At 71.0% G+C, this 12,831-nt stretch carries 12 protein-coding genes; 7 read left to right on the top strand and 5 right to left on the bottom strand.

Going from position 1 to position 12,831, the window contains the following annotated elements; genetic code table 11:
• The first annotated feature begins 196 nt into the window (after positions 1–196).
• The gene (locus tag ACYVLT_RS05730) at positions 197–823 is read left to right on the top strand and encodes a hypothetical protein (RefSeq protein WP_461119032.1); all 627 of its coding nucleotides are present in this window, start codon (positions 197–199) and stop codon (positions 821–823) included.
• On the opposite strand, the gene ACYVLT_RS05725 is transcribed toward ACYVLT_RS05730, so the two are convergent.
• Both ACYVLT_RS05725 and ACYVLT_RS05720 read right to left on the bottom strand, forming a co-directional pair.
• The gene (locus tag ACYVLT_RS05725; RefSeq protein ID WP_461119031.1) at positions 792–2,123 is read right to left on the bottom strand and encodes a helix-turn-helix domain-containing protein; all 1,332 of its coding nucleotides are present in this window, start codon (positions 2,121–2,123) and stop codon (positions 792–794) included. The genes ACYVLT_RS05730 and ACYVLT_RS05725 overlap by 32 nt on opposite strands.
• A 133-nt stretch (positions 2,124–2,256) precedes the next feature.
• Positions 2,257–3,813 (bottom strand): AMP-binding protein, encoded by a 1,557-nt coding sequence (locus tag ACYVLT_RS05720; protein WP_461119030.1) that lies wholly within the window; start codon positions 3,811–3,813, stop codon positions 2,257–2,259.
• Positions 3,814–4,039: 226 nt separating this feature from the next.
• Here ACYVLT_RS05720 and ACYVLT_RS05715 point away from each other — a divergent pair, with 226 nt between their 5' ends.
• The 6 genes from ACYVLT_RS05715 to ACYVLT_RS05690 are packed head-to-tail and all read left to right on the top strand — an operon-like array spanning position 4,040 to position 10,255.
• Complete coding sequence (locus ACYVLT_RS05715; RefSeq protein ID WP_461119029.1) at positions 4,040–5,128, top strand: MCE family protein; 1,089 nt, start codon at positions 4,040–4,042, stop codon at positions 5,126–5,128.
• Between the two features lie 52 nt (positions 5,129–5,180).
• Entirely contained in the window at positions 5,181–6,197 is a 1,017-nt protein-coding gene (locus ACYVLT_RS05710; RefSeq protein ID WP_461119028.1) for an MCE family protein, read from the top strand.
• Positions 6,194–7,174, top strand: a complete 981-nt coding sequence (locus ACYVLT_RS05705) for an MCE family protein (RefSeq protein WP_461119027.1) — start codon at positions 6,194–6,196, stop codon at positions 7,172–7,174. Before ACYVLT_RS05710 ends, ACYVLT_RS05705 begins: the two co-directional genes overlap by 4 nt.
• On the top strand, positions 7,174–8,199 hold the full coding sequence (locus tag ACYVLT_RS05700) for an MCE family protein (RefSeq protein ID WP_461119026.1): 1,026 nt from the start codon (positions 7,174–7,176) through the stop codon (positions 8,197–8,199). Before ACYVLT_RS05705 ends, ACYVLT_RS05700 begins: the two co-directional genes overlap by 1 nt.
• Positions 8,196–9,161 carry an MCE family protein gene (locus tag ACYVLT_RS05695; protein WP_461119025.1) on the top strand — a complete coding sequence of 322 codons (966 nt, stop codon included), beginning with the start codon at positions 8,196–8,198 and terminating at the stop codon, positions 9,159–9,161. Before ACYVLT_RS05700 ends, ACYVLT_RS05695 begins: the two co-directional genes overlap by 4 nt.
• Positions 9,161–10,255, top strand: coding sequence for an MCE family protein (locus ACYVLT_RS05690; RefSeq protein ID WP_461119024.1), 1,095 nt, complete (start codon positions 9,161–9,163; stop codon positions 10,253–10,255). The genes ACYVLT_RS05695 and ACYVLT_RS05690 overlap by 1 nt, the downstream gene beginning before the upstream one ends.
• Positions 10,256–10,399: 144 nt before the next feature.
• Here ACYVLT_RS05690 and ACYVLT_RS05685 read toward each other — a convergent pair whose 3' ends face one another.
• The 3 genes from ACYVLT_RS05685 to ACYVLT_RS05675 all read right to left on the bottom strand — a co-directional run bounded on the left by ACYVLT_RS05685 (position 10,400) and on the right by ACYVLT_RS05675 (position 12,621).
• Positions 10,400–10,798, bottom strand: a complete 399-nt coding sequence (locus tag ACYVLT_RS05685) for a YchJ family protein (RefSeq protein WP_461119023.1) — start codon at positions 10,796–10,798, stop codon at positions 10,400–10,402.
• Positions 10,795–11,100 (bottom strand): hypothetical protein, encoded by a 306-nt coding sequence (locus tag ACYVLT_RS05680; RefSeq protein WP_360462704.1) that lies wholly within the window; start codon positions 11,098–11,100, stop codon positions 10,795–10,797. Before ACYVLT_RS05680 ends, ACYVLT_RS05685 begins: the two co-directional genes overlap by 4 nt.
• A gap of 84 nt (positions 11,101–11,184) precedes the next feature.
• Positions 11,185–12,621, bottom strand: coding sequence for a glycoside hydrolase family 6 protein (locus ACYVLT_RS05675; protein WP_461119022.1), 1,437 nt, complete (start codon positions 12,619–12,621; stop codon positions 11,185–11,187).
• Positions 12,622–12,831: the final 210 nt, after the last annotated feature.

Genomic DNA, 12,831 nt, shown 5'->3' with positions numbered 1-12,831 from the left:
GCCGAAAGGGCTACTGGTCGGTAAGGTAGCTTTGTCGAACAGGCGGGGCAAGTATTTCTTTCACGTTTTCCCGGGTCCTGTCAGGCGAGCGACAAAAGCGGCTGAAACCTTTATCACGCGCATGACAAATCATTCGTCGGCGCTTGTGCGCGCAGGCTCGGGGAAAGTACTTTCGAAGAATGAGCGGAGCGGTGCGGTGAGGGTCGCGGTGGTGCTGGCCGCGGTCGTCGCGCTGTGGGTCGCGGTGTGGACCCCGACGTGGGTCGTGCGGCACGCCGAGGCCCGCCCACCGCGGTTGGCGGCCGGCATCAAGCTCACCTACCGGGTCGACGGGGTGACCCGGATCCACCGGCTCCAGTCCGACCTCGTGATCGGACCCGGCACCCTCGAAGCCGAGATCGACCTGGCCAACGGCACGATCACCGGCGACCTGTCGTTGCCGCCCAGCTACGGCTACTTCATCGTGTTCGGCTTCGTGCCCAACACCGCGCGCACCGACCTGATCCCGGTCGGCAAGGTCACCGGCACGATCAAGGACGGCCAGGTCGAGGCGAACTCCAGGCTCGACATCAAGCTCAGCGAGGTCGCCGTCGACGCCCAGCCGCTCGACGTCGGCCAGGCGTGCCGGACCGTCGAACCCGCCTCGATCGACCTGGCGGGCCCGTTCGAGTTGGCGAAGATGCGGATGAAGGGCGTCTACCCGATCCCGCCGTTCGCCGGCTGCCAGGGCCGGGAGCGGTTGGACCCGCTGATGACCGGCCTGATCTCCGGTCCGGGGAACGCGATCGACCTCACGCTGACCTTGCTCCCGGCGGTCCCGTGAACCCCGGCGGACCCGCGGCGCCCGTCGGACCCGCGGACCGGGGCAGCCCGGTCGAGCCCGCGGACCGGGACGGCCCGGTCGAGCCGCCGAGCAGCCGCAGCGCCCGCAGCGCGATGCCCATGTCGAACAACGCGTCCGGGTCGTGCAGCTTGGCCCCGAACAGCTCCTCCAACTGCCGCAACCGGTAGCGCACCGTCTGCGGGTGCACGGCCAGGCTCGACGCGACCTCCGGCGCGCTGCCCCGCGTCTCCACCCAGGCGGTCATCGTCTCCCTCATCCGCTGCTGCTGCTTGGGCGTCAACCCGTCCAGCGGCGCCAGCGTCCGCTTCACCAGTTCACGCACCAGTTCCTCGTCGCCGAGCAGCAGCAGCGTCGACAGGTGCTCGGTGGTGTCCACCATCGGCCGGTCCGGGATCACACCGGACTGGATCAGGGTGATGGTGCGGCGCGCCCAGCGCAGCGACTGCCGCGCCGAGGTCAGCGGCACGACCGGTCCGACGGCCGCGCGCCACCCGCCGAGCTTCTGCTCCAACGCGACCAGTTGCCGTTGCGGGTCGGTGAGCAGCAGGCACGGTTCGCCGCCCTCCAGATCCATCAGGATGTCCTCGTGCAGCGCCGGTATCGGCAGCTGGTGCTGGTCGGTGCGCCGTTCCAGCGCCACCACCAGCACCTTGTCCGGCAACGGCCAGTGCGCCGCCTCGGCCAGCTCGGCCAGGGCGTTCGGGTGGTAGCCGGGTTCGCCCAGGAGCAGCTCCAGCAACCGCTTGCGCCGCCGCTGCAACGCGCCCGCGTGCCGGGCCTGCGCCTCGGCGTACCCCTCCATCGACCGCAGCGACAGCTCGTCGATGTAGGCGAAGATCGCCTCGGCGATCAGGCACATGGTGGCCAGCGGCACGCGTTCGACCTGCCCGAACTCGGAGATCCGCCGCCACGCCACCCGCGCGCCGATCCGGTAGGCGGTCTGGAGCAGGTCGAGGCTGCGGCCCGCGCTCACCTCCAGCTTGCCCAGCAGCCGGAACAGCTTGGCCCGGTCCTCGCGCTGCGCGGTCGGGTCCACCATCCGGTCGATGAACTGGTGGATCGCCTGTTCCACCCCCTCGACCACCACCTGGCCGAACATCCCCTCCAACTTCTGCGAGTATTCGGCGATCTGGTCCTGGATTTCCCGGACCATGTCCACCGCCACGTCACCGGCCCGGGCGCGGAACTTCGGCGCCAGGTCGGCGGGCAGTTGCTCCCACAGGTCCGCGTTCCCGATGAGCGGTAACTCGGAGGTTCGGAGTTCTCCGGTTCTGTTCATGCTGTTCGCCCACCACCAAACGATTGGGTGTGATTCCGAACACTGTATTTTTGATCATGAAAAGTTGTCAACCAGGGCGCACTCGGATGACAAAGTCGCCACTGTTGTCGTGCGTCGGATGACAAAAACGGCGCTAGCGGAGCTCCCGGCGCAACACCTTCCCGGTCGCGTTGCGCGGCAGCGAGGTCGTCAGCACGACCTCGCGGGGCACCTTGTGCCTGGCCAGCCGGTCGCGCACGAAGATCTTGAGCTCCTCCGGGTCGACCCGCGCGCCGGGCACCGGCACCACGAACGCCCGCAGCCGCTGCCCGAACTCCGCGTCGGGCACGCCCAGCACCGCCGACTCCCGCACCTGGTAGTGCGTGGCCAGCAGCTGCTCGACCTCGCTCGGGTACACGCTCTCGCCGCCGGAGACGATCATGTCGTCCTCCCGGCCGTCGACGAACAACCGGCCGTGCCGGTCGAAGTGGCCGAGGTCGCCGGTGCTCACCAGGCCGTCGACGACGTCCTTGCCCCCACCGCCGGAGTAGCCGCTGAACCGCAGCCGGCTGCCCACGAACACCCGGCCGACCACGCCCGGCTCGGTGATCCGGCGGCCCTGCTCGTCGTGGACGCGCACCCGGCACGTGCGCGGCGGCCGGCCGACCGTGCCCGGCGCCGCGCGCAGGTCGTCCGGCGTGGCCACGGTCGCCACCGCCACCTCGGTCGACCCGTACAGGTCGTACACGACCTCGCCGAACCGCCGGGTCGCCTCGGCGGCCAGCGGCGCGGGCAGGTCGGCGCCGGAGCTGAGCACCACCCGCAGCGCGGACAGGTCGTGCGACTCCAGCTCCAGCGGACCGAGGTCGAGGATGCGCCGGAGCATCGTCGGCACCAGCATCACCGCGGTCGCCCGGTGCCGTGCGGCGAGTGCCACCGCCTCGCGCGCGTCGAACCGGCGCGCCAGCACCACGGCCGAGCCCAGCCCCATCGCCAGCACCAGGTGGGCGAAACCGATGCCGTGGAACACCGGCGCGGCGATCAGCGTCACCTCGCGCGACCGCAGCGGGACGCGGTCCAGGAAGTCGACCGCGGCGAACGGCGAGCGCAGCTCCCGGTGGGCGCCCTTGGGCGTCCCGGTGGTGCCGCTGGTGAGCAGCACGACCGTGCCCGGCCGCGGTGGCCGTGGCGGCTCCCGGTCGGGCGCCGAGCCGATCAGCTCGTCGAAACCGCCGGTGTCGATCCTGGTCACGACCCGCGGCACGGCCACCAGCACGGGCGCGAAGTCGCTGTCGTGCACCAGGGCGGCCACCCGCTCCCGCCGCACGACGTCGGCCAGCTGCGGCCCGGCGAACCCGGTGTTGAGCAGCAGCACCCGCGCGCCGAGCCGGGCGCAGGCCAGCATCGCCTCCACCGGCGCACGGTGGTTGCGGCACAGCACGGCCACCACGTGCTCCGCGCCGATGCCCGCCGCGTGCAGCGCACGCGCCAGCCCCATCGACCGCTCGTGCAGGTCGGCGTAGCTGCACGAACCCGTCTCGTCGATCACCGCGGTGGCCCCGGGCTGTTCGCGCACGGCCCGCCGGACCGACCCGAGCACGGGGCCCCACGCCCGCACCTCGACCAGCGACCGGACCGCCCGGGCGGGCCTGAGCGGTTGGACCATTCCGGCGCGGTGGAGCACCCGAACGCAGTGCGTCAGATAGGACACGCGTGCACCCCCGATTGTCGACAACGCCAAACATTGGTAGCCGCAAGGTGGGGTGCGGCGCCAGGGCGCGGTCGGCTTTTTGTATCCGGGTGAGTGTTCGGCCGGACAACTTTGTCACGTGCCTGACAAGCTTTTTCGGCTGCTTGTGCGGTGCGCCGTCCGTTAGTAACGTACTCGTCGGTAACGTTTTTTCGGCAGTATTCACGACACCTTTCGGAGAATACCCGTGGCATTGCGTCGACGCCTGCTGGGGCTGCTGTTCGCGGCCCTCCTGGTCGCGCTGTGCGGGTTGTCCGTCGCGGCGTACCAGAAGGTGTTCACCCCGCGGGTCACCGTGCTGCTGCGCACCGACCACGTCGGCAACCAGCTCCAGGCGGAGTCGGACGTGAAGCTGCTCGGCGTGCTGGTCGGCGAGGTGCGGGCGATCCGCTCGCGCGGCGACGGCGCCGAGGTGGAACTGGGCCTGCACCCGGACCAGGTCGGCCGCATCCCGGCGAACGTGTCCGCCCGGCTGCTGCCCAAGACGTTGTTCGGCGAGCGGTTCGTCAGCCTCGAACTCCCGCACGACCCGACCGGCGCGCTGGACGAGGGCGCCGTGATCGAGCAGGACCGCACGTCCGGCGCGATCGAGCTGGAACGGGTGCTCGGCGACCTGTTGCCCACCTTGCAGGCGGTGCGGCCGGACAAGCTGTCCACCGCGCTGACCTCGGTGGCGCAGGCGTTGGACGGGCGCGGCGCGACGCTGGGGCAGGCGATCGTGCAGCTGGACGCGTACCTGCGCGAGCTCAACCCGCAGTTGCCGGTGCTCAAGGAGGACATCTCCAGGTTCGCCGACGTCACCGGGGTGTACGCCGACGCAGGCCCGGACCTGGTGCGGGCGTTGACGGACGCCACCGCGGTCAGCCGCACGCTCGCCGAGCAACGCGCGGACCTCGACGCGCTGTACTCCAGCCTCACCACCGCGTCCGCCGACCTGACCGGCTTCGTCCGCGACAACGGCGAGACGCTCGTCGCGCTGTCCGACCGGGCCCGGCCCACGGTGGAGCTGTTCGCCACCTACTCACCCGAGTTCGGGTGCGTGCTGAGCGCGGTCAACGCCCTCCGGCCGCGGATGGACCAGGCGCTCGGCAAGGGCACCGACCAGCCGGGCATGCACGCGGAGGTCACCATCGTGCCGCCGGGCCGGGCGTACGTCGCGGGCCGGGACGAGCCGGTGCACCGCCGGGGTGGGGCGCCGCACTGCCCGGCCGGTCCGGCCAACGCCGTCGCGCCGGACCAGGTGCCCGACTGGGCCGGTCTGCTGGTCGCCAAGTGAGGGGCGTGAATGAGGTGGCGCGAATGAGGGGGCCGCGAATGAGGGAGCACCGATGAGGAACGTCGCCGCGCCCTTGACCAAGTTCCTGGTGTTCGTCGTCGTCACCGTCGCCGCCACCGGGTTCCTGGCGGCCACCATCGCGGGCAGCCAGGTCGGGTCGACGGCGCTGTACCAGGCCCGGTTCACCGACGTCACGGCGTTGGCCGAGGGCGACGACGTGCGCATGTCCGGGGTGAAGGTCGGTCAGGTGGAGTCGCTGGAGCTGGTGGACGACGAGCTGGTCGACGTCGGCTTCTCGGTCGCCGACGGCCGGTCGCTGTCCGCCGACGTCACCGCGACCATCAAGTACCGCAACCTGGTCGGCCAGCGGTACGTCGCGCTGGAGCAGCCCGCCGGGCGGATCGGCGCGAGGTTGCCGCACGGCGGCCTCATCCCGGTCGAGCGGACCACCCCGGCGCTCGACCTGACCACCCTGTTCAACGGGTTCAAGCCGCTGTTCCAGGCGCTCGACCCGGAGGACGTCAACAAGCTCTCCCACGAGATCATCCAGGTGCTGCAAGGCGAGGGCGGGACCGTGGAGAGCCTGCTCGCGCACACCGCGTCGCTCACCACCACCCTGGCCGCCAAGGACGACGTCATCGGCAAGGTCGTGGAGAACCTGAACGCGGTGCTGGAGACGGTCAACTCCCGCGACGACCGGTTCGGCTCGCTGCTGACGTCGATGCGGCAGCTGGTGTCGGGGTTCGCCGCGGACCGGCAGCCGATCGGCAACGCCATCACCGGCCTCGCGGCGTTGAGCGACAGCACGGCGTCGTTGCTGGAACAGGGCCGCCAACCGCTCAAGGAGGACATCGCGGCGCTCGGGCTGCTCGCGGGCAACCTCGCCGACGCGCCCGAGCTGGAGCCGTTCATCCGGAACCTGCCGGTGAAGTTCGAGGCCATCGGCCGCACCGCGTCCTACGGCTCCTGGCTCAACTTCTACCTCTGCTTCGCGTCCTCGCCCGCGCCGCCCGCGCCCGGCGGACCGCCGGTCGGCATCCCCGTCACCGAACCGAGGTGTCACCGATGACGCCCAAGAGGGTCGAACGCGGACCGGTGCTGCTGGGAGCCGTCGGCCTCCTGGTCATCGCGGTCACCGCCCTGCTCACCTTCTTCCTGGAGGACCTGCCGTTCTTCGGCGGCGGCACCAGGCACACCGCCGAGTTCACCGAGGCGGCCGGCCTGCGCGTGGACGACGAGGTCCGCGTCGCGGGCATGAAGGTGGGCGCGGTGACCGACGTCGAGCTGCACGGGGGCAGGGTCCGGGTGACGTTCCGGGTCGACGGCGTCGAGCTGGGCGACCGCAGCCGCGCCGAGATCAGGATCAAGACCCTGCTCGGGCAGAAGTACCTGGCGCTGGACTCCGAGGGCCGCGAACCGCTCACCGACACCATCCCGGTGGAGCGCACCACCTCGCCGTACGACGTGGTCGAGGCGTTCAGCGGGTTGTCGACCACCGTCGGCGGGATCGACACCGACCAGCTGGCGCAGAGCTTCCAGGTGCTGTCGGACACCTTCCGCGACTCGCCCGAGCACGTGCGGCAGGCGTTGGAAGGGCTGTCGTCGCTGTCGAGGACCATCTCGTCGCGCGACGAGCAGCTGGCGTCGTTGATCAAGGGCGCGAACCAGGTCAGCGGGGCGTTGGCGGAGCGCAACGACGACTTCGCCGCCCTCATCACCGACGGCAACCTGCTGCTGGAGGAGATCGGGCACCGCCGCGACGCGATCGGCCGGCTGCTCGACGGGACGCGGGAGCTGTCCCGCCAGCTGTCCGGCCTCGTGGCGGACAACGACGAGCAGCTGCGGCCCGCGTTGGAGCAGTTGGAACGCGTCACCGACGTGCTGCGGGACAACCAGGACGCGCTGAACCGCGGCCTCGCGCTGGCCGGGCCGTACTACCGGGTGCTGAACAACTCGCTGGGCAACGGCCAGTGGGTGGACACCTACCTGTGCGGGCTCGTGGTCGATCCCGGCGCGCGGCGCGACTGCCCGACGGGAGGCCGCTGATGTTCGTGCGGACGCGGGGCAACCGTCGCCTGGTGGTCGGGCTCGCCCAGGGGTTCGTGCTGGTGCTCGTCGCGACGGCCGCGGTGTGGTGGATCTTCCTGCGACCCGCGACGACCCGTGTCGCGGCCTACTTCACCGCCGCCGTGGGCGTGTACGAGGGCTCCGACGTGCGGGTGCTCGGGGTGAAGGTCGGCCGGGTGGTCGGCGTGCTGCCCGAAGGCGGGTCGGTGCGGGTGGAGCTGGAGCTCGACCACGGCGTGGACGTGCCCGCGGACGCGCGCGCCGCGGTCGTGTCGCCGAACATCGTGGCCGACCGGTACGTGCAGCTCACGCCCGTCTACACCGGTGGTGACAAGATCGGGTCCGGGGCGGTGATCACCAGCGCGCGCACGGCGGGCACGGTCGAGCTGGACGAGCTGTACGCCAGTCTCGACACGTTGTTGACCGCCCTCGGCCCGAACGGGGCCAACCGCGAGGGCGCGTTGTCCGACCTGCTGCGCACGGGCGCGGAGAACCTCGACGGCACCGGCGGCGCGGTGGGCGAGTCGATCCGGCAGCTCGCGGACGCGGCGAGGACGTTGGCCGGGTCGCGCGACGACCTGTTCGGGACGGTGGACCACCTCCAGTCGTTCACCTCGATGCTCGCCGCGAACGACGAGCAGGTGGGGCGGCTGGCCGACCAGCTGGCCGACGTGTCCGGGTTCTTCGCCGCCGAACGGGACGACCTGGCCGCGGCGTTGGGCGAGTTGGCCACGGCCTTGGAGCAGGTGCGGGGTTTCGTGCACGACAACCGCGACCGGATCCGGTCCAGTGTGGAGGATCTGGCCGTGCTGACCGGGATCCTGGTGGCGCAGCAGGAGTCGATGGCCGAGATGCTGGAGGTCGCGCCGGTCGCGCTGCACAACGTGGTGAACGCCTACGACCCGGCGACCGGGACGTTGACCGCGCGGGCCAACCTGAACGAGTTCGTGACCGACCTGCTGAGCGTGCCCGGCGGTGCGGGTGTGCCAGGAGGTTCGCGGTGAGGCGGTCGGCGGCGGTGGGGCTGGTGCTGGTGCTGACCGGGTGCTCGGCGATGCCCAGCGCGTACGACCTGCCGCTGCCCGGCGGCGCGGACCTCGGCGACCGGCCGTACCGGGTCACCGTCGAGTTCGACGACGTGCTCGACCTCGTGCCGCACGCCGGGGTGAAGGTGGACGACGTGCCGGTGGGCAAGGTCGAGGACATCGCGTTGTCCGAGGACGGCGCCACGGCGTTGGTGCAGGTCGCGGTGCGCGGTGACGTGCTGCTGCCGGCCAACGCCCTCGGGCGGTTGCGGCAGTCGAGCCTGCTGGGGGAGAAGTACGTGGAGCTGGCCGCGCCGGCCGAGCGGTCGGCGTCCCCGCTGGTGGACGGCGCGGTGATCCCGGTGACGCGGACCAACCGCAACCCCGAGGTGGAGGAGGTGTTCGGCGCGTTGTCGATGCTGCTCAACGGCGGTGGGATCGCGCAGATCCAGGACATCTCGCGGGAGCTGAGCGCGGCGTTGTCCGGCAACGAGGCGGCGGTGCGCTCGCTGCTGTCCACGGTGAACTCCTTCGTGGGCGCGATGGACTCGCACAAGGGTGAGATCACGCGTGCCCTGGACGGGATGGACAAGCTCGCGTCGTCGTTGGCGTCGCGCAAGGAGGACATCGGCGAGGTGCTCGACGGGCTGGAACCCGGTCTGCGGGTGCTGAACGACCAGCGCGGGCAGTTGGTCGGGCTGCTGAACGCGTTGCGGGAGCTGTCCGACGTCGCGGTTGACACGGTGGACCGCAGCCGGGACGACCTGGTGGCCGACCTGCGGGCGTTGGAGCCGACGTTGCGGCGGCTGGCCGAGTCGGGGCAGAACCTGCCGCAGTCGTTGGAGGTGCTGCTGACGTTCCCGTTCACCGACGCGGTGCTGGACGGCATCAAGGGCGACTACCTCAACACGTACCTGACACTGAAACCTGGAGCGCGTTGATGATCACCCGGCGGATCAGGTTGCAGGTCGCGCTGTTCGCGGTCATCGCGCTGCTCGGCGTCAGCTACGTGGGCGCGAAGTACGTGGGGCTCGTGGTCGTCGACGACGGGTACGTGGTCCGGCTGGAGCTGGCCCGGACGGGAGGTCTGTTCACCGGCGGTGAGGTGACCTACCGCGGTGTGCCGGTGGGGCGGGTCGGTCCCATCCGGTGGGGTGACGGGCAGGTCGAGGTCGAGCTGCGCATCGGGGCGGGCGCGCCGCGGCTCCCGGCGGACCTGGACGCGGTGGTCGCCAACCGTTCGGCGGTGGGGGAGCAGTACGTCGACCTGCGGCCGCGCGGGAGCGGGGGACCGTACCTGGGTGACGGATCGGTGATCCCGCGGTCGCGGACGCGGCTGCCGTTGCCGGTGGAGCAGGTGCTGACCAGCCTGGACGACCTGGCGCGTTCGGTGCCGGTGGAGTCGTTGCGCACCGTCGTGGACGAGCTGGACCAGGCGTTGCGGGGTACCGGGCCGGACCTGCAGGTGTTGCTGGACGCGACGACGGAGTTCATCGCGACCGCGGGCGCGCACCTGCCGCAGACCACGCGGCTGCTGAACGACTCCGCGACGGTGCTGGAGACGCAGGTGGACCACTCGGCGGCGATCAACTCGTTCGCCGACAGCGCCTTGCTGGTGGCGTCGCGGCTGCGTGCGGCGGACGGCGACCTGCGGCGGTTGATCGGGGCGGTGCCGGGGGCGTCGGCCGAGGTGAGCGCCCTGCTGCGGGAGTCGGGGCCCAACCTCGGGATCGTCCTGGCCAACCTCCTGACCACGGCCGACGTGCTGGTCACCCGGCAGGGCGCGCTGGAGGAGGTCCTGGTGACGGTCCCCGACGCGGTGTCGGTGGGCGCTTCGGTGGTCGGGTCCGGCCAGGCGCGGTTCGGCCTGGCCCTGACGTTCTTCGAACCCCCGCCGTGCGTGACGGGCTACGAGGGCACACCCCGCAGGGGCGGCCTGGACACCTCCGCCGGCCCGTTCGACACCGGTGCCGCGTGCACCCTCCCCCGCGGCTCCGCCACCGGCGTCCGAGGCTCCCAGAACGCCCCACGCTGAACCTGAGCGTTGAATTCGGGTGTTCCGAACGTAGGACACGGTCGTTCTGAACGTAGGACACGCGCGGCGTGAAGGTACGACTCTCGCGCGTGTCCTACGTTCGGAACGCGCGTGTCCTACGTTCAGGTACCCCGAGTTGAACGCTCAGGAGCGCGAGGTGGGGGAGAGGTAGAGCCAGGAGCCGTGCTCGCGGACGAAGCGGCTGTTCTCGTGCAGCACGTCGCGGTGGCCGTGCACGCGGTAGTGGGCGCGGAACTCGACCGTGCCCGTCGTCTGGAACAGGGTGCCGTCGGTGCGGGACAGGATCTCCAGGTGGGTCCAGCGCTGGTCCGGGTCGAGGTCGAGCGAGGCCGGGCGGGTGGACGGGTGCCAGGTGGCCAGCAGGTAGTCCTCGTCACCCACCGCGAACGCGCTGTAGCGCGAGCGCATGAGGGCCTCGGCGGTGGACGCCTGGCGACGGCCCCGGTGCAACGGCCCGCAGCACGCCTCGTACGGCTCGCCCTGGCCGCACGGGCAGCGGCCGACCCCGTCGGACGCGCTCATTCCGGCCGGTCGCACGCCGTGCGGCCGGAACGGTCGTAACGCACCCACGCCAGCGCGTTCTCCGCCTCGCGGTCGCCGGCGGCGGCCTGCGCCGACAGCGACGCGTGCACCTGGTACCGCAGGTCGGCGGGCACGGAGGGGTTGGCCAGCAGGTTCGCCCGGATCGCCGGGCGCGGGTCGTCGGCCAGCAGCGCCAACGCCTCGGCGGGCGCGCCGGGATCGGTCGACAGCGCCTCGCGCACCGCGTCGTCCGGGTCGCCCGCCAGGGCCACGCCCCGCGCGACGGACATCTGTTCGGTCACGTGGACCAGGATATAAGGGAAGCGACCCCCCTCCCGTTGACTGCCAGTCGGGGAGGGGAGCCGCTTCGAGGGCTGGCTACGGCGTCAGCCGCACGCCGCACCGTTCAGAGTGGGAGAAGTGAACGGTGGGGTACCGCCGCTGAAGCTCGCGTTGTAACCGATGGTCGCGGTACCACCGGTCGCGAGTCCGCCGTTCCAGGCCGCGTTGCCGACGCGGACGATGTCGCCGCCGTCGGTCCACGTCCCGTTCCAGCCCTGGGAAACGGTCACACCGGGCGCGGAGAACGTCAGGGTCCAGCCGTTGATCGCCGCGCCCCGGTTCTCGATGACGATCTCGCCGGTGTAACCGCCCGACCACTGGCTCACCACGCGGTGCGTCACCCGACATGCGCCCCCTGGAGGCGATGTGGTGGTCGTGGTGGAAGTGGTCGTGGAAGTAGTTGTGGTGGTCGTGGTCGACGTGGTGGTCGACCGCGAAGTGCTCAAGGACGTCGTGGTGCTGGTCGGGCCGGCCGCCATCGCCATGTCGTACGCCCGCTGCGGCACGAACTGGCCCGCACCCGCGATGCAGCCGTCGGCCTCACCCGGCAGCTTGATCCACAGGAACGCGTCGATCTGCGAGTCCCCGGTGTTGGTGGTGCTCGCCGTGCCGATCGCCCGGCCCGCCGGGTCGCACCACTCGTCGCCCAACGGCCCGTTGCCGTTGCGGCTGGTGTCGACGACCGCCTTGAACCGCGAGTCGCCCAGCCCGTTGAGCACGGCCTTGGCGAACGCGACCTCGTCACGCGTGTGCCGGTAGTTCGACACGTTGGTGGAGATGCCGTCGGCGCTGTTGGCGATGTCCGCGCCGCGCAGTCGCTGCACGGCCTCGGACGGGGTCAGCCACGCGGAGTGGCCGATGTCGAAGTACACCTTCGTCTGCGCGGAACCGTTCTTGAGCTTCTTGCCCGCGTAGGCCATCGACGCCATCGTCTCGGTCTGCTGGGCAGGGGACTGGCAGTTGGTCATGATCGGCAGCACGTCGGGTTCCAGGACGATCGCCGCCGGGCGGCCCGCGATACCCGCGGACACCTGGTCGATCCACGTCCGGTAAGCCGAGTGCGAGGGCGCGCCGCCGCCGCTCGCGCCCCCGCAGTCCCGGTTGGGCACGTTGTAGACGACCAGGATCGGAATCTTCCCGGCCGCCGCCGCGGCGCCCACGAACGCGTCGACCTGCCCCCTGACCTCGGAGGTGTTGGTGGTGGTGTACCACCGCGCCTGCGGGGTGTTGACGATCCGGTCACGGATCACCGCCGCTCGCGAGTCGTTCGGGTTCTGCGCGACCCACCTCGCCGCTGAGGTGTTCGGGTCGACGTAGAACGCCGAGTCGGCTGCTTGCGCGGTGGTCGCACCACCGCCGAGGACCAGTGCCACGGCACTTGCGACCAACGCGCTGGAAAGCGCGCCCGCCGCGGCCAACCTGGCCTTGTGCCGTGGCCTACGCACGCCGTTGCCGGCGTCGTTGGCGTCGTGTGCTCGCATCTGAGTCCTCGCAGCTTCGGTGCTGAACGGGGGCCGGCTTCTTCGACTGGGAGCGCTCCCAGGTGGCAGGACTGTAGCCACTGGTAAACGGTGATGAAAAGGGGTGGTGGTAGCCGGTGGGCTCCCGCCGTTTCTCACGTTCCGTGAAGTAAACGCCGGATGAACCATGCCTGAGACGGGTAACGCGCAGTTGAACGTGGTGCTCGCTAC

The organism is Saccharothrix stipae (assembly GCF_054781895.1).
The sequence above is the reverse complement of the archived record's forward strand: the minus strand, read 5'-3'. Positions and strand labels throughout refer to the sequence as shown.

Coding starts and splice junctions, on each gene's coding strand:
- ACYVLT_RS05675 (WP_461119022.1), bottom strand. CDS start 12,621: ATGCGAGCACACGACGCCAACGACGCCGGCAACGGCGTGCGTAGGCCA.
- ACYVLT_RS05700 (WP_461119026.1), top strand. CDS start 7,174: ATGTTCGTGCGGACGCGGGGCAACCGTCGCCTGGTGGTCGGGCTCGCC.
- ACYVLT_RS05705 (WP_461119027.1), top strand. CDS start 6,194: ATGACGCCCAAGAGGGTCGAACGCGGACCGGTGCTGCTGGGAGCCGTC.
- ACYVLT_RS05685 (WP_461119023.1), bottom strand. CDS start 10,798: ATGAGCGCGTCCGACGGGGTCGGCCGCTGCCCGTGCGGCCAGGGCGAG.
- ACYVLT_RS05725 (WP_461119031.1), bottom strand. CDS start 2,123: ATGAACAGAACCGGAGAACTCCGAACCTCCGAGTTACCGCTCATCGGG.
- ACYVLT_RS05690 (WP_461119024.1), top strand. CDS start 9,161: ATGATCACCCGGCGGATCAGGTTGCAGGTCGCGCTGTTCGCGGTCATC.
- ACYVLT_RS05710 (WP_461119028.1), top strand. CDS start 5,181: ATGAGGAACGTCGCCGCGCCCTTGACCAAGTTCCTGGTGTTCGTCGTC.